The sequence below is a fragment of the Polynucleobacter sp. UK-Mo-2m-Kol15 genome, from assembly GCF_018881505.1.
Lineage (GTDB): Bacteria > Pseudomonadota > Gammaproteobacteria > Burkholderiales > Burkholderiaceae > Polynucleobacter.
Window position 1 is genome coordinate 1,925,454 of sequence record NZ_JACVQC010000001.1, and the last position, 15,666, is coordinate 1,941,119.

Sequence of the window (15,666 nt, forward strand, 5' to 3'; positions counted from 1 at the left end):
GAGGACTTTCGCTTAAAAGCGGAAATTAGCCTCAGAGTAAACACTAGGGTGCCATTAAGCGTCCTACCGCCCTAGAATAGACAATCTCACCATTGGCAAAGCGCTCATGGTTATCTTCTACGCTTGCCAAGTCGTAGAGGTAGTTCACCATCAAACCAGCAGATTGGCGCAAGCCCTTGCGAGACAAATCCCCCGCCCAATTAACCAGGTGTAACTTAGCACCATTACCTAAATGAAATTTCGCCACTGGATTGCCCTGACGCCCAGTAGAAACAAGCCCTAAATACATGCTTGCCAAGCTCAATAAGGCTACTTTTTCTTTCTCAGAAGCTAGGTCGGGATGCCAACCTGAACTCAATCGCTCGCTCCATGATTGATTGTCGAGCTTTAGCGCCGCCAAAGCAGCATCTCGGGCCACCTTGAGATTGGGCTTTAATCTTTCAGCAGGCACGCCCTCCCCTAAATTTGCACCAGCAGTAACCCAATCCATAAACCCCGGGATCGGTGACAAAGTCACGAATGTTTTGATTCCAGGGAATTCAGCATGCAATTGTTCTGCCACCCGCTTAATTAAAAAATTACCCATGGAGACACCGCGAAGACCAGACTCGCAGTTACTGATGGAATAAAAAGCAGCAACCTTATATTGAGATGGCTGATCTACAGTCTCTACTTTTTTATCAACCAATGGTGTGATCACCGTTGGGATTTCAGGCAAGAGCGCAACTTCTACGAAGATGAGAGGCTCACTTGGCAGCTGAGGGTGAAAGAATGCAAAGCAACGACGATCGGGTTGGAGGCGTCGACGCAGATCATCCCAACCATCAATGGCGTGAACTGCTTCATGCTGAATGAGCTTCTCAAGTACATCTGCTGGGGACTTCCAATCCACCCGATGCATCTTCAGAAAGCCTGGATTAAACCAAGAGGAGAGGAGATGGCGCATATCGAAATCTACTGCAGCCAACTCTGGTTTCTTATCCAACAACTGAAGTAAATCACGACGCATCTGAACTACTGCCGCAGTACCTTGACTGGCACGATTCAGGCGCCGAAAAAATTCTTGGCGAGGAGACTCCGAAACTTTCTGCAACTGAATGTAATTACGCGCACTGGAGTCCGCAACAAAATTTTGTGCTGCCTTGAGCACTTCATCCGCTTTAGGGTTTAGTTTCTCAAACAGCAAGGTAAAAAATGAGACATGCTGATCTTTTCCTAATTTGCGATAGTTATTCACGACATCATCTGCCATGCTGAGCGCATTCGACTCCCCCCGCTCTGATATCAAACGCTTAATAGCGTTATTTGCCTTAGACAAATTGCGAGCTTTAGTTAACTTCTCGAGCATGGAACTCTTTCAGCGGGGGTGGAAATAGTCGGAAATTGAGCCAATTCAGCCAAAAATCGATGCTCTCATAGGAAATTTATCAATTTTTTAGAAATTGACTACAAAAGCCCCAGAAAAACCGATTTTTAACTACTGATAAGTGCTTTTTTTCGTATTTACTCTCACTATAAGGTAAATTCCGAAAATGATCATAGGGATCGATAACCACTGCCCCATGGATAGACCAAGACCTAGAAGCCCCAAGTAGGCATCTGGCTCACGCGCAAATTCAGCCAAGAACCGGCAAATCCCGTACCCCAGCAAAAATAAGCCTGAAACTTGCCCCAGCCTGCGTGATTTGCTGGAGTAGATCCATAGGACTAGACCCAAGCAAATCCCCTCCCCAAAGAATTGATAGATCTGCGAAGGATGGCGGGGGATGGAGTCGACCATCGGGAACACCATAGCCCACGGTAAGTCAGTTGGCCTTCCCCAAAGCTCGCCATTAATGAAATTACCTAAGCGACCAAATGCCAGGCCAAATGGGACTAGCGGCGCAACCAAATCACTAACAATAAAAAATGAAACTTTGCGCCGATAAGCGAACCACAGCAATGCCAACAAAACACCCAAGAGGCCACCATGAAAAGACATGCCACCTTCCCAGATCTTAAAAATGCTCAAGGGGTGAGAAAGGTAATAAGCGGGCATATAGAAGATGGTGTAACCCAAGCGTCCGCCCAAGACCACACCTAAAACACCAGCAAATAAAAGATCTTCAAGATCTTTGTATGACCAACCCAAGGATTGGCATTGCGGAGCACGTATACGCAAACGACCCAATAGGAGGAATTGCGCAAAAGCAAAGAGATACATCAAGCCATACCAGTGAATAGCAAATGAACCTATGCGAATCGCAGCAGGGTCAAATTCTGGGTGAATCATCATGCTTTAGCTTGATCAAAATTATGCAATTCGTGACCCAAGTCACGATAAGCTTTGTATCTCTCACGACCCGCAAGACGCTCGGCATCATTAGTAGTAACAACCTCGACAACCCGAGGAAAGCGTGCAAGCATTGCAGAGACATCGCTAGGCATGCGCATTCCCAAATGAATCAAAACATCTGCATGCGGAAGATGAGACAAAGCGGGCGATAGGAAATTATCCGTTAGCAAAATTGGTGTATCGATTGCCAACTCATCTTCAATAAAACAATGGGGTAAAAAATCCGTAGCACTAAATGTCCACAGAATTTCATCTAACTTTTTGAGATCTGCTTTTTCGCCAACCATCACGATGTTGCGCACAGGCTCGCCAACAGGTGTGGCACTCCAGATCTTGCGCGCTAGTCGACAAGCGTATTCCAACTTATCACTCACGTTGCTATGAAAATCAATACGGGCCATGAATTGCCTTCTGTATTTACTTTTGTGCCAACAAGTAATTCACAAGCAAAGGTACTGGGCGACCAGTCGAACCTTTAGCGGCGCCACTCTTCCAAGCGGTACCGGCAATATCTAAATGAGCCCATTTATATTTTTCTGTGAAACGCGATAAGAAACAGGCTGCGGTAACGCTACCTGCTGGACGGCCGCCAATATTAGCCACATCGGCAAAATTGGATTTAAGCTGTTCATGGTAAGCAGCATCTAAAGGTAGGCGCCATACGGTATCCAAAGAAGCGTGGCCGGCTTTAGTGAGTGCATTAACCAAACCTTCATCATCGGAAAAAACGCCGCTATGCACGTGCCCCAATGCAATGACACAAGCGCCAGTGAGGGTGGCCACATCAATCACTGCTTGAGGTTTGAAGCGCTCAACATAAGTTAAAGCATCACATAAAATTAAGCGACCCTCGGCATCAGTATTCAGAATTTCAATCGTTTGCCCAGACATACTCTTCACAATGTCACCCGGACGAGTTGCTTGACCAGAGGGCATATTTTCACAAGTTGGGATCACGCCGATGACATTCTTTTTTAACTTCATTAGGGCAGTTGCATACATAGTGCCAATGACAGACGCAGCACCACACATGTCGTATTTCATCTCATCCATTGCCTCACCAGGCTTCAATGAGATACCGCCGGTATCAAAGGTAATCCCCTTTCCAACCAACACAATTGGAGCTTCACCTGCTTTGCCACCTAAGTGACGCATCACAATAAATTGGGGCGGCACATCGGACCCTTTGGCTACAGATAAAAAAGATCCCATTCCTAAGGCTTCAATTTGTTTGCGACCCAAGACTTCAACTTTTAAGCCAGTCTTCTTAGTTAATCCTTGCGCCGCTTTACCTAAGTAAGTCGGCGTACAAATATTGGGAGGCAAATTACCCAAATCTTTTGCCAGATTCATTCCCTCAACCATCGCTGCACCCTCTGGTACAGAAGACTTGAGTTCTTTTGCACAAGCGTCATTACCAGCAAAGATAAGATGCGTAAAGGTATCAGCTTTGTCTTTAACTTTGAACTTCATTGCAGGCTGACGAACTCCAAATCGATAAGCATGGTCGCCTGCATACTGAATGGTCAAACGAATCTCTTCAGCAATGAAATCAGCGCGATGCCCTAAAGCAAAACTGGGGATAAACCACAAAGCGCTTTGAATAGAACCACCACTTAACTGCTTTAAAGCAGCCCGCGCAATTTTTGAATAAGAATTTAAGTTACGCGCTTCAGCAGAAGCAACATCGCCCAAAGAGACCAGAAGAATGCGCTTTACTTTTACTCCGGATGCAGCCCAGGATTTTTCAGCACGAATGACACAGGTGGAGGCCTGCTGAGCATCTAAATCACCAACGAGTTTGGCATGGGTAACTGAATTTCCGAGCAAGTGGTCAAGCTCGACCAAAAGCCCTGACTTTCCTTTGGCGGTTGCCAGAGTATCTAAATCTGCCTTTGAATAGGCCAAAACCAAGCAATCGGAGTTCTGTGCCAATAAGGTAGCAAGGCAAGGCTTGAGTTGCTTGGGGTTATTGAGATCGGCTTGAGCGAAAATCTTGGTGCTAAATTGAATAGTCATGATGTCTTAAGGTATTTTTAAGCAAATTCAAGGAAAAAAATGGGTATTTATCCATTATCCTCCGAGATGCAGGTTCACCTCTTGAGTGGGCCAATAACAGCTAACTCATCATCTACTCATGATTTTTCACCAAGCCCTTCGCCGAGAACTCAGTTTTACTACTGGTGGGGTTTTTTTGGTCCTGGTAACCATCATGATCACCACCCTAGTCATTCGAATCCTAGGATTTGCAGCAAATGGAGCCGTAAATCCAGAGGATGCTCTAGTTCTCATAGCGCTAGCGACCCTAGGTTACATGGCGGTTCTGCTGACTGTTTCCCTGTTTGTTGCCGTCTTAATCGTATTGGTACGCTGGTACAAGGATTCCGAGATGATTGTTTGGTTCGCCAGTGGGTTGAGTATCGCCAGCCTCATAAGACCAATCCTGCGTTTTGCGATCCCGCTGATTATCATCATTGCCTTATTGGCACTCTTTGTTTGGCCCTGGGCAAACCGTGAATCCACCCTGATCAGTCAGCGCTTTCAGCAGCGTAGCGATGTCTCTATGGTTGCCGCAGGACAGTTCAGGGAATCGGCCAAAGCAGAGCGTGTATTTTTCATTGAAAGTCTTGATGTCGATAAAGGTGAAGTTAAAAATATCTTTACCGCTGAAACTAAAAACGGTCGACTGAGCGTCGCCATTGCTGCCACTGGATTTATTGAAAATGCGGAGGGTGGCGGAAAATCGATTGTCCTCAATAATGGTCGGCGATATGACGGACTTCCAACGCAGCCAGATTTTAGAATCCTAGAATTTTCCAATTACGTTACTAATGTTTATGGCAAAGAGATACTCGACCCGCCGCACCGAGATAGGGAAAAAACTGTTGGACAGCTTCTTGATACTAGTGAACCTTGGTTAATCAATGCCAATCGAGCGGAACTATTGTGGCGAATTGGTCTACCATTAATGGCATTAGGCTTAGCATTGATTGCCATCCCACTTGCCTATGTCAACCCAAGATTGGGTAGCTACACTGCAATGTTTTACGCAGTGTTGATTTATCTAATTTATAGCAACATACTGAATCTCACACAAAACTTGGTATCCCAGGGCAAGATGAATGTTTTTGTGGCGGCATGGCCTATACATGCCCTAGCCTTCGGTATAGCCTATTTACTGATTCGCAATCGCATCAACCCATCCTTGAGCTGGTGGCGCCGTCAACTACCTTCTTTTTTGGCCAATAGATGAAATATCTATTCCCTTACATTTTTGAACGCTATCTAGCAAGGCAGATTTATTCAGCTTTTGGATTCATCTTATTTGCCCTGGTCGCGCTATTTTTATTTTTTGACACCCTGAGCGAGCTTGGTTCAGTAAAAGGTCAATACACCCTTCCACTAGCTCTCCTACATGTTTTTTTAAAAGCGCCAAGTCGTATTTCGGAAATCATTCCAATCGCCTGCCTGATTGGAAGTATTTATGTTTTTGCAATGCTAGCTAGCCAGTCCGAATTCACAATCTTACGGATTGCAGGATTGGATATGCGAAGGGGTTTAAGTACCCTGGCTAAAATTTCATTACCCCTGGTAGTTCTCACGCTGGTAATGAGTGAAGGGATTGGACCTTACACCGAAAAACTGTCAGAACAAATTCGAATGAAGGCGCTGGGCTCGTCTTACGGCTCTCAATTTAAAACTGGGGTGTGGGTAAAAGATCGTCTGCGCGATGAAGATGGCAGCGGACCAATTAGACCAGGAGTCCGCTATATTAATGTAGGAAAAATTGATCATGACAGCGAAATTAAAAATATCCGGATGTATGAGTTTGACGATGTATATCGTCTACTCTCGATTCGGAGTGCAGTATCAGGACGCTTTGACCAAGAGGGCACCTGGGTTTTAGATGACGTGATTGAAACCCGTTTTAAAGAATCTAAATCAGCTGACCCACTTAACCCAGTATATTCAGCGCAAACTTTTACGCACCCAATCGTCAGCCTTCAATCAGAGGTCACACCCCAGATTTTGAGCGTTCTATTAGTAAGTCCAGAAAAAATGTCTATCTTTAATCTTGGTAGGTTTATCTCCCACCTCAGGGATAACAAGCAAGATGAACAACGTCACTCTATTGCCTTCTGGAAAAAAGTGATTTATCCATTTACGATTTTTGTCATGCTGGCATTAGCGCTGCCGTTTGCCTACCTTAAGGCCCGGGCCGGCGGCGTAGGTATCAAGGTATTCGGCGGCATCATGCTGGGAATGAGCTTTCAGCTCTTCAATTCGCTATTTTCTAACGTTGGACTTCTAAGCGCATGGCCAGCACTACTGACCGCCCTTACCCCACCATTGCTATATTTTATTTTTGCAATCGCTAGTCTGCGTTGGGTGTCTAGAGCTTAATATATCAAAATCATATAGAATTTAATTCCTATATCTTAATTGATATAAAGAATGGAATCCATATGAATCTGCACCAATTTCGCTTTGTTCGTGAGGCCGTAAGACAGAACTTTAATCTGACTACGGCGGCCAAAGCCCTCTTTACATCTCAGCCAGGGGTTTCCAAAGCGATCATCGAGCTTGAAGATGAGCTTGGTGTTGAGATCTTTCGCAGGCATGGTAAACGCATCCGCTCGCTTACAGAGCCAGGCAAACGCATCCTTATCTCCATTGAGCGAATTCTGGATGAAGTGGAAACCTTAAGACGGGTAGGAAAAGACTTTGCTAGTCAAGATCAGGGAAGCTTTGTGATTGCGACCACCCACACTCAGGCCCGTTACGCCCTTCCTAAAGTGCTTACTGAATTTACAAAACGTTTTCCAAAGGTGCGGGTAAGTATTCAGCAGGGTAATCCTGGACAAATAGCGGAACTGTTGATTCATGATCGCGCTGACATTGCAATTGCAACCGAAGGTATTGCCAATACGCCTGGTGTGCTGGCACTACCTGGCTACCAGTGGCAACACGTCATCATGGTGCCCCTAAGTCACCCACTCCTTAATCAGTCCACTATTACATTAGAAGAAATTGCAAAGTATCCGTTAATTACCTATGACAGAGCTTTTGCGGGCCGCAGTAAGATTGATGCCGCTTTTGCACAACGCAATCTCAATCCAGATATTCTTTTAGAAGCGATTGATGCAGACGTGATTAAGACCTATGTAGAGACTGGGATGGGTGTTGGAATTGTTGCTGGACTAGCCTATGACGCAGATCGAGATCGCAATCTGCGAGTCATCCCAGTTGGGCATTTATTTGGAAATAATGTGACCCATTTGGGCGTTAAGCAAGGAGCCTACCTGCGCTCTTTTGTGTACACATTCATAGAGCTATTCTCACCAACACTCACAAAGAAAATTGTTGAGCAGGCAATGAATAATGAATCGGAGTCTTACGAAATATAAAAGTTATTGAGCTTCTCAGTTTTCAGTTGGAATGGCGACTCTGAAAACAAATATTAAACTTGTGCGGAACTTGTTTGGTGTTGACTGAGGCTGAGGCCTCCTATATGCTAATTCGATAAAAAGAAGTTCTCAAAGAAAAACTGTATCGATGGAGACAATGGCCTTGCGTAAATATATATTTATTGTTTTTTTTGCGGCATTCTTTTCGCACACAGTCTTAGCGCAAAGCTATCCAAATAAACCAATTAAAATGATTGTTACCAACCCGCCGGGTGGTAGCTCAGACATCATGGCTCGAATACTTGCTCAAAAGTTGAGTGATGTTTGGAAACAAACTGTCTTAGTTGAAAATAAACCTGGTGCAGCCGGCAGTATCGGCATGGTCTATGCAGCAAGCCAGCCGCCAGATGGATATTCTTTTTTATTTGGCGCCCAAGGCTCCACCATCGTCACACCTTTGCTATCAAAAGTTCCTTATGACATGGCCAAAGACTTTATTCCACTTAACCTCATTGCAACCGGTCCAAGCGTATTGATGGTGAATGCGGCATCGCCTTACAACACCGCTCAAGACCTGATCTCTGCAGCAAAAGCAAAGCCTGATGAGATTAATTACGGTAGTGGCGGTGTTGGTACGGCTGCCCACCTTGGTGCAGAGATGTTTAATAATCTAGCTCAAATTAAAACAGTGCATGTACCTTACAAAGGAGGCATTGCTGCAATTAATGACCTGGCAGCCAATCAGATCCAATTCAGCTTTACGGATCCTGCGCCTGTTTTATCATTTATTAAGTCTGGAAAATTAAAAGCCTTAGCGGTGACATCAGCAAAACGCTTTCCTTTATTGCCAGATGTGCCCACTTTTATTGAAAGTGGAGTACCTAATTTCATTACTGTAAATTCCTGGGGTACTTATGCGCCTGCTGGTACCCCTGCGCCAATCGTCCGCCAAATGCAAGCGGGGATTCAGAAGGCAATGACCGATCCGGACTTAGTCAAACGCTATGCAGAGATGGGCTTTGAGGCTCAAAATATCTCTGCCGATGAATTTAAAGCATTCTTAGCCAGTGAGAATGCTAGATATGGAAAATTGATCAGAGATAATCGAATTAGATCAGAATAACGTTTAAATTTAAAAAAGATAACCCTCAATACATTTATTACAAAAGGCTCTTATGTTGAACAACCCAACCCCCACATCCCGCCCTGACCAAACCTTATCACTTAATATGAAGCTGCTCGCCCATCATGAATTAGCGGGATTCGGCGGCATGGGTGAAGGTATTGCCATGCAAAAAACAGATGACGGCAGACGTATATTGTGGATGGCCCATGAGTCAGCTCCAAAAGATTTCACGGCCGTTGATGTAACTGACCCGAAAAATCCTAAATTAATTATTCAAACAAATTTGCCCGATATGCAGGTTCGCTCAAACTCCCTGGATGTTGTGGGCAACAAGATGGTAGTTGCAAGGCAAGGAAAAAAGGTAGGAATGCCGGGAGTCGGGTTTTATCTTTTTGATATTACAGTTCCCGAAGAACCTAAATTACTTTCCTACTATGATTGCTCAGGACCGCACTCCCGCGGAGTTCATGCATTGTGGTTTGTTGATGAAAACTTTGTGCACATGTCTTCAGGTGCCGCAGATTTTGAACCAAAAAACCCACTAGATGATCAGTTTTATCAAATTATTGATGTCTCTAACCCCCTCAAGCCAGTAGAGGCTGGGCGCTGGTGGTACCCCGGCACTCGAGTTGGTGATCCAGAACCTGAGCCAACACGTCTTCCAAAGGAATTTGATACTGGATTTAGAGCCCACAACACTAATGTATTTCCACAACATCCAGATCGTGCGTATGTAGGCTACATCGATGGTGGCGCATTTGTTTTGGATATCTCAGATAAAAGTAATATTAAGGTTATTTCCAAGTGGAATCACTCTCCACCTTTCAATGGATTTATTCACACCGTCTTGCCTTTATTCGATAGAGGTCTTTGGATTGTGAGTGACGAATGTGTGCGTGACAATGGCGCAGATTGGCCAAAATTAGTTTGGGTTTTGGATGCCCGCAACGAAGGCAATCCAGTTCCTATCGGCACCTTTCCAGCCCCTTCATATGATGCCTTTGCAAAGCGTGGCGGCCGATTTGGAGCGCATAACCTGCATGAGAATCTACCCGGTCCATGCTCCTTTGTTTCAGACAACATCATTATTGGAACTTTCTTTAATGCGGGTGTTCGTGTCTACGATACGACCAATCCTTACAAGGTTGAGGAAATTGCGTATTACGTCCCAGGCGCACCTAAGCTCAGCCCCTCCGGCGCAATCCAACTAAATGATGTGTTCGTTGATGATCGACGTATTGTCTACACCATTGATCGATTTGGTGGCGGCTTGTACATACTTGAAATGAATATTTAAGCAAGATTGTGTCGTTTCAAAGAGACCACCTATCTGGAAAAATACCTGTCACCATCATCACAGGCTTTCTGGGGAGTGGTAAAACTACACTAATTTCTAAATTACTCCTGCACCCTGATATGAACAGGGTTGCAGTAGTAATTAATGAAATTGGAGAAATTGGTATTGACAATGACTTGGTGACGATGTCATCCGAGAATATTTCTTTGTTGGCTAATGGCTGTATTTGCTGTTCGGTGAGAACGGATATGCAAGAGACATTGCGAGATCTGTTCGCCCGTCGTCATACCGGAGAAATCCCTGAGTTTGATCGAGTCATTATTGAAACCACTGGATTAGCCGACCCAGCCCCAGTAGTTCAAACGCTAGTAAGCGACACCATGCTAGAGGCTCAGTATCGACTTGACGGATTAGTCACCCTGGTAGATGGCTTTAATGGCTTGTACCAAATTGAACATCAAGCGGAAGTTGTAAAACAACTTGCCATCGCTGACCTAGTACTCATTAGTAAATCTGACCTGATCACCTCTTCAGATCTTGATCTTCTCAAATCTCAAATTGCCGAAATCAACCCGAGCGCTAAAATCCTCTTGGTCATCAATGGTGATTTAGATCCTTATAGCCTGATTAATTTAGGATTGTCCTCAGCTAGAGCAAGCGCTAAAACTCTGAGCTTTTTAGGTACGTTTCTCAATGATGAAAGCAATGCGCCCCCAAAATATCTTGGCGATTTTTCTCAAAAACACAATCGGAACATCAAAACGCATTCACTGAGGTTTTTAGAACCCTTTACATGGGAAGCAGCATCGTCTGCATTAGAGCTGCTAACCACACTAAGGGGAGCCGATCTCTTGAGGGTCAAGGGTATTCTGAATATCGAAGGAAACCCTGTGGTAATACAGGGCGTACAGCATATATTTCACCCCCCTGTGAAGCTCGATGCCTGGCCAAGCGATGATCACACGTCTAGAGCAGTATTTATCACTAGCAATATTTCCGCAGAAACTATTGAATCTCTATTTAAGGCTGTTGGCGCAATTACCAAGCTTGGCTAGAGAAATTTCCATTGGAAACAATGGTTTGATTAGCCTGTAAATCAGAAAAAGATAAGAAAAGAGTGGTGCCCCGGGGCGGACTTGAACCGCCACGCCTTGCGGCACCGGATTTTGAGTCCGGCACGTCTACCAATTCCATCACCGGGGCAGGTGTTTGCAGTGGAAAAACTGCATTGAAGCGAACTAAGAGGTCAGAGTGTAACAAAAAAGTTGCTAGAGCCCCATTCTTGAGCTCAGAAGCCCTTAAAATGAGGTCTTGAAGCCAAATTAATCAAAAGGACTTACCCGTATGGCCGGCCATTCGAAATGGGCTAATATTCAGCACCGCAAAGGACGTCAAGACGAAAAGCGCGGCAAGATTTGGACCAAACTCATCAAAGAAATCACGGTTGCAGCTAAATTAGGTGGAGGCGATATTGCTACAAATCCCCGTTTGCGCCTAGCAATCGATAAGGCTAAAGATGCCAATATGCCCAATGACAACGTGCAGCGGGCAATTCAGCGCGGTACCGGCTCTCTAGAGGGAGTTAACTATGAAGAAATTCGCTATGAAGGCTATGGCCTCAATGGAGCTGCCATCATCGTCGATTGCCTGACGGATAACCGCACTCGTACTGTTGCCGAGGTCCGTCATGCTTTTGCAAAAAATGGTGGCAATATGGGCGCTGAAGGCTCAGTTGCTTTTATGTTCAAGCACTGCGGTCAGATGCTATTTGCTCCTAGTACTAATGAAGATCAGCTCATGGAGATTGCATTAGATGCGGGTGCAGAGGATGTCATCACCCACGAAGATGGTTCATTTGAAGTTCTCACTCCAGTCCCTGATTTTTCTAAGGTGCAAGATGCCCTGGCTAACGCAGGCTTAAAAGCAGAGTTAGCTACAGTAACGATGCGCCCAGAAACGGAAACCGACTTCGAAGGCGAACAAGCTGAGAGCATGCAAAAACTATTAGATGCGCTTGAGAACTTAGATGACGTTCAAGAAGTATTCACAAACGCCTCCTTGTAATCACCCTTCATCAATAAACCTTTTAGCTCTTTATGAAAATTCTCCTAATTGGATCCGGCGGTCGCGAACATGCATTGGCCTGGAAGCTAGCCCAATCCCCACAAGTACAAACCGTATATGTAGCGCCAGGTAACGGCGGTACAGCAACAGCCAAGCAGGCCGCCGCTGGGATTGAAAACTTACCGATCTCAGATCTTCAAGAGTTAGCAGACTTCGCCAAGCGAGAAAAGATTCATCTCACGGTTGTTGGTCCAGAAGCACCCTTAGCCGCGGGTATAGTCGATCTATTCCGCAACAATGGTTTGCGTATTTTTGGGCCAACTCAACTCGCAGCCCAATTAGAGTCCTCAAAAGATTTCTCTAAAGCATTTATGAAGCGCCATGGCATTCCAACAGCGGAATATCAAACCTTTTCAAATATATTGGAGGCACATGCTTATATTGATACTAAAGGTGCACCGATTGTTATCAAGGCAGATGGACTTGCTGCAGGTAAAGGCGTGGTTGTAGCAATGGATCTGACAGAGGCGCATGCGGCTGTCGATATGATGCTCGCTGATAACAAGCTGGGTAATGCTGGTGCACGTGTAGTAATTGAAGAATTTCTAAGCGGTGAAGAAGCTAGCTTTATTGTGCTCGTTGATGGTAAGAACGTTTTAGCCTTGGCCACTAGCCAAGATCACAAACGTTTACTCGATGCTGATCAAGGTCCCAATACGGGCGGTATGGGCGCCTACTCACCCGCCCCGGTCGTGACCCCAGAAATTCATGCACGGGCTTTACGCGAGGTCATCATGCCTACCGTCAAAGGTATGGAGTCGGATGGCATTCCTTACACTGGCTTTCTCTATGCAGGTCTCATGATTTCTCCTGACGGCAAAATTAAGACTTTGGAGTTTAACTGCCGCATGGGTGACCCAGAAACCCAGCCGATCATGGCGCGCCTGCGGAGCGATTTAGTCAACGCATTAGATCATGCAGTTGATGGCACCCTAAATGAGGTAGATTTGGAATGGGATCGTCGTACTGCCTTAGGTGTAGTGCTTGCAGCCCATAACTACCCTGATACCCCACGCAGTGGCGACCTCATTACCGGCATACCTACTGATACTGAAGATCAATTAACTTTTCATGCTGGTACGAAGTTACAAGATGGAAAGCTGCTCACCTCAGGCGGGCGAGTGATGTGCGTAGTGGGTCTATCGGATACCGTTCGTGGCGCACAACAAAAAGCATACGAAGCGATATCTCAGATCCAGTTTGATGGCATGCAATATCGCAAAGATATTGGCTATCGTGCAGTGAAGTAACCAAACCAATTTATATCACCCAATACGAAGAGCATTTCACCTTGTCAACATCTCAACACACACAAATTAATATTGCGGACTTAAAAGATTACTTTTTAGGGCTACAAGATCGCATTACTACAGCCATGAGTGCAATTGATGGCAAAGCCTTTATTGCTGATGAATGGCATAAGCCTGAAGACAGCAAACTCAAAGGCTATGGGCGCACCTGCACTTTGGATGGGGGCAATATATTAGAAAAAGGTGGGGTAGGATTCTCACACGTTCGTGGCGATCAAATGCCTCCTTCCGCATCACACCATCGTCCAGAAGTTGCAGGACGTAGCTTTGAGGCCATGGGGGTATCTTTGGTCTTTCATCCAAACAACCCTAAAGCGCCAACTACCCATATGAATGTGCGCTGCTTTATTGCACAAGCTCCCGGTCAAGAGCCAGTTTGGTGGTTTGGAGGGGGGTTTGACCTCACCCCTTATTACGGTGTTGATGAAGATTGCAAACACTTTCATCAAACCGCTAAGGATGCTTTGGATCCATTTGGTAAGGAGCTCTATCCTCGCTTTAAAAAATGGTGTGATGAGTATTTTTATTTAAAACATCGCGAAGAGCCCCGCGGCATTGGCGGCGTCTTTTTTGATGACTTTAATGAGCTTGGTTTTGAGAAAAGCTTTGCGATGACGCGCGCTGTTGGCGATGCCTTTATTGATGCGTATCTGCCGATTGTCGAGCGTCGCTACAAAGATAGCTTCACACCTGAAGAAAAAGCGTTTCAAGAATACCGTCGCGGTCGTTACGTGGAATACAACTTAATATTTGACCGTGGCACTATTTTTGGCCTGCACTCTGGTGGACGGACAGAATCTATCCTCATGTCTATGCCGCCGGTAGTGCAGTGGTGGTACAACTGGCAGCCGAAACCAGGAACACCCGAAGCCAAGCTTTACGACTATTACCTTAAACCGCGCGACTGGCTCGCCTAACTTGATCTTAGCGCATTTGAATACCCCAAAAAAAATTGGCATTCTGGGTGGTACATTTGACCCGCCACATCTTGGCCATCTCAAACTAGCTACACATTTTGCAAAGGCATTACATCTCGATACCTTGCTTCTCATCCCAAGTGGTGAACCTTGGCAAAAAGACACTGGCATCACTCCTGCAAAAATCCGCCTACAACTCATAGAGGCGGCTGCTGTTGATCTAGCGAGAGCATTTCTGTATTTAAAAATCCCAACTCAAATTGGGGTAGATCGCATCGAAATTGATAGGGCAGGACCAAGCTACGCTATCGACACCGTCAAAGCACTCAGAGCAAGATTTGGGGCTGGGGTCAACTTAACTTGGTTAATGGGGGCTGACTCACTTGCAAATCTGCACTCTTGGAACTTATGGGACCAATTGCTTGGTTTTGTAAATTTTGCTGTGGCCAGTAGACCTCAGCATGCACTGTCTTCGCATATAAGCCCTGAAATTACGAACTTATTGGAAGAACATCAGTGTATTGATACAGATACCCTTGAAAATAGCCTATTTGGCCGCATCTACCTTGATAACAGTCTTTCAGTAGACCTATCGTCCACCGAGCTTCGAAATCAGCTCAAAAGTGCCTCTCGTAGCGATATCGCCTCAGAGCACATTCCGTCTCATGCTTTAGAAATCATCACAAATCTGGGTCTGTATAAATAATCAGGCTAAGATCATCCTTATATACAAAATATCGTAGAAAAAATATTAAAGAAACTATGGACTTAACAAAATTACAACGTGTCGTGATCGATGCTCTAGAAGACGTCAAGGCGCAAGATATTCGTGTTTATGACACTACTAAACTCAGTGAACTGTTTGATCGAGTCATCATTGCAACGGGTACCTCTAATCGCCAGACTAGATCTTTGGCTATGTCGGTTAAAGAGGCGGTCAATGCAAAAGGTGGCGAAGTTATCTCTGTAGAAGGTCTAGAGACAGGTGAATGGGTGCTCGTTGATTGTGGAGATATCGTCGTTCATATTCTGCAACCTGCACTGCGTGCTTACTACCAGCTTGAAGGTATGTGGGGGGCTAAACCTGTACGCGTCAAATTGGCTGCCGATAGAGGGCTTGTGAAGGCAAGCGAGACCGACGACGAAGAT

General features: G+C 45.3%; 14 protein-coding genes, 1 tRNA gene and 1 pseudogene. 11 read left to right on the top strand and 5 right to left on the bottom strand.

Going from position 1 to position 15,666, the window contains the following annotated elements:
- Window positions 1-43 precede the first annotated feature (43 nt).
- The 4 genes from ICN43_RS09925 to ICN43_RS09940 all read right to left on the bottom strand — a co-directional run bounded on the left by ICN43_RS09925 (window position 44) and on the right by ICN43_RS09940 (window position 4,348).
- Complete coding sequence (locus ICN43_RS09925) at window positions 44-1,348, bottom strand: malonyl-CoA decarboxylase domain-containing protein (RefSeq protein WP_216199413.1); 1,305 nt, start codon at window positions 1,346-1,348, stop codon at window positions 44-46.
- Window positions 1,349-1,477: 129 nt separating this feature from the next.
- Window positions 1,478-2,275, bottom strand: a complete 798-nt coding sequence (gene lgt / locus ICN43_RS09930) for a prolipoprotein diacylglyceryl transferase (RefSeq protein WP_216199414.1) — start codon at window positions 2,273-2,275, stop codon at window positions 1,478-1,480.
- A complete protein-coding gene (locus ICN43_RS09935) occupies window positions 2,272-2,736 on the bottom strand; it encodes a DNA polymerase III subunit chi (protein WP_216199417.1) in 465 nt (154 codons plus the stop codon). The genes lgt and ICN43_RS09935 overlap by 4 nt, the downstream gene beginning before the upstream one ends.
- Before the next feature lie 16 nt (window positions 2,737-2,752).
- Window positions 2,753-4,348 carry a leucyl aminopeptidase gene (locus tag ICN43_RS09940; protein ID WP_370623201.1) on the bottom strand — a complete coding sequence of 532 codons (1,596 nt, stop codon included), beginning with the start codon at window positions 4,346-4,348 and terminating at the stop codon, window positions 2,753-2,755.
- 124 nt (window positions 4,349-4,472) lie between these two features.
- On the opposite strand from ICN43_RS09940, the gene lptF reads away from it, so the two are divergent.
- The 6 genes from lptF (at window position 4,473) to ICN43_RS11280 (ending at window position 11,221) form a co-directional block, all read left to right on the top strand.
- Complete coding sequence (gene lptF, locus ICN43_RS09945) at window positions 4,473-5,588, top strand: LPS export ABC transporter permease LptF (protein WP_216199421.1); 1,116 nt, start codon at window positions 4,473-4,475, stop codon at window positions 5,586-5,588.
- Entirely contained in the window at window positions 5,585-6,739 is a 1,155-nt protein-coding gene (gene lptG, locus ICN43_RS09950; RefSeq protein WP_216199423.1) for an LPS export ABC transporter permease LptG, read from the top strand. The genes lptF and lptG overlap by 4 nt, the downstream gene beginning before the upstream one ends.
- A 62-nt stretch (window positions 6,740-6,801) precedes the next feature.
- The gene (locus ICN43_RS09955; protein ID WP_216199424.1) at window positions 6,802-7,743 is read left to right on the top strand and encodes a CysB family HTH-type transcriptional regulator; all 942 of its coding nucleotides are present in this window, start codon (window positions 6,802-6,804) and stop codon (window positions 7,741-7,743) included.
- 163 nt (window positions 7,744-7,906) lie between these two features.
- Window positions 7,907-8,866 (top strand): tripartite tricarboxylate transporter substrate binding protein, encoded by a 960-nt coding sequence (locus tag ICN43_RS09960; protein WP_216199425.1) that lies wholly within the window; start codon window positions 7,907-7,909, stop codon window positions 8,864-8,866.
- Between the two features lie 52 nt (window positions 8,867-8,918).
- Window positions 8,919-10,166, top strand: a complete 1,248-nt coding sequence (locus ICN43_RS09965) for an LVIVD repeat-containing protein (RefSeq protein ID WP_216199426.1) — start codon at window positions 8,919-8,921, stop codon at window positions 10,164-10,166.
- A gap of 8 nt (window positions 10,167-10,174) precedes the next feature.
- Window positions 10,175-11,221, top strand: a complete 1,047-nt coding sequence (locus ICN43_RS11280; protein ID WP_216199427.1) for a GTP-binding protein — start codon at window positions 10,175-10,177, stop codon at window positions 11,219-11,221.
- Window positions 11,222-11,284: 63 nt separating this feature from the next.
- Here ICN43_RS11280 and ICN43_RS09975 read toward each other — a convergent pair.
- Window positions 11,285-11,369 (bottom strand) — tRNA-Leu (locus ICN43_RS09975).
- Window positions 11,370-11,510: 141 nt separating this feature from the next.
- Here ICN43_RS09975 and ICN43_RS09980 point away from each other — a divergent pair.
- From ICN43_RS09980 to rsfS, 5 genes and pseudogenes are all read left to right on the top strand, one after another.
- Window positions 11,511-12,230: a YebC/PmpR family DNA-binding transcriptional regulator gene (locus tag ICN43_RS09980; protein ID WP_216199428.1), complete on the top strand. Its 720-nt coding sequence runs from the start codon at window positions 11,511-11,513 to the stop codon at window positions 12,228-12,230.
- A gap of 32 nt (window positions 12,231-12,262) precedes the next feature.
- On the top strand, window positions 12,263-13,540 hold the full coding sequence (purD, locus tag ICN43_RS09985) for a phosphoribosylamine--glycine ligase (protein ID WP_216199429.1): 1,278 nt from the start codon (window positions 12,263-12,265) through the stop codon (window positions 13,538-13,540).
- Between the two features lie 65 nt (window positions 13,541-13,605).
- A complete protein-coding gene (gene hemF / locus ICN43_RS09990) occupies window positions 13,606-14,517 on the top strand; it encodes an oxygen-dependent coproporphyrinogen oxidase (RefSeq protein ID WP_216200062.1) in 912 nt (303 codons plus the stop codon).
- A gap of 16 nt (window positions 14,518-14,533) precedes the next feature.
- Window positions 14,534-15,223: a nicotinate (nicotinamide) nucleotide adenylyltransferase gene (gene nadD / locus ICN43_RS09995; RefSeq protein ID WP_216199430.1), complete on the top strand. Its 690-nt coding sequence runs from the start codon at window positions 14,534-14,536 to the stop codon at window positions 15,221-15,223.
- A gap of 56 nt (window positions 15,224-15,279) precedes the next feature.
- Window positions 15,280-15,666: pseudogene (rsfS, locus tag ICN43_RS10000) on the top strand (ribosome silencing factor); the annotation flags it as partial.

Excerpts from the sequence above, each read along its gene's own strand:
- ICN43_RS09925 (WP_216199413.1), bottom strand. The coding sequence starts at position 1,348 with ATGCTCGAGAAGTTAACTAAAGCTCGCAATTTGTCTAAGGCAAATAAC.
- lgt (WP_216199414.1), bottom strand. The coding sequence starts at position 2,275 with ATGATGATTCACCCAGAATTTGACCCTGCTGCGATTCGCATAGGTTCA.
- ICN43_RS09935 (WP_216199417.1), bottom strand. The coding sequence starts at position 2,736 with ATGGCCCGTATTGATTTTCATAGCAACGTGAGTGATAAGTTGGAATAC.
- lptF (WP_216199421.1), top strand. The coding sequence starts at position 4,473 with ATGATTTTTCACCAAGCCCTTCGCCGAGAACTCAGTTTTACTACTGGT.
- lptG (WP_216199423.1), top strand. The coding sequence starts at position 5,585 with ATGAAATATCTATTCCCTTACATTTTTGAACGCTATCTAGCAAGGCAG.
- ICN43_RS09955 (WP_216199424.1), top strand. The coding sequence starts at position 6,802 with ATGAATCTGCACCAATTTCGCTTTGTTCGTGAGGCCGTAAGACAGAAC.
- ICN43_RS09965 (WP_216199426.1), top strand. The coding sequence starts at position 8,919 with ATGTTGAACAACCCAACCCCCACATCCCGCCCTGACCAAACCTTATCA.
- ICN43_RS09980 (WP_216199428.1), top strand. The coding sequence starts at position 11,511 with ATGGCCGGCCATTCGAAATGGGCTAATATTCAGCACCGCAAAGGACGT.
- purD (WP_216199429.1), top strand. The coding sequence starts at position 12,263 with ATGAAAATTCTCCTAATTGGATCCGGCGGTCGCGAACATGCATTGGCC.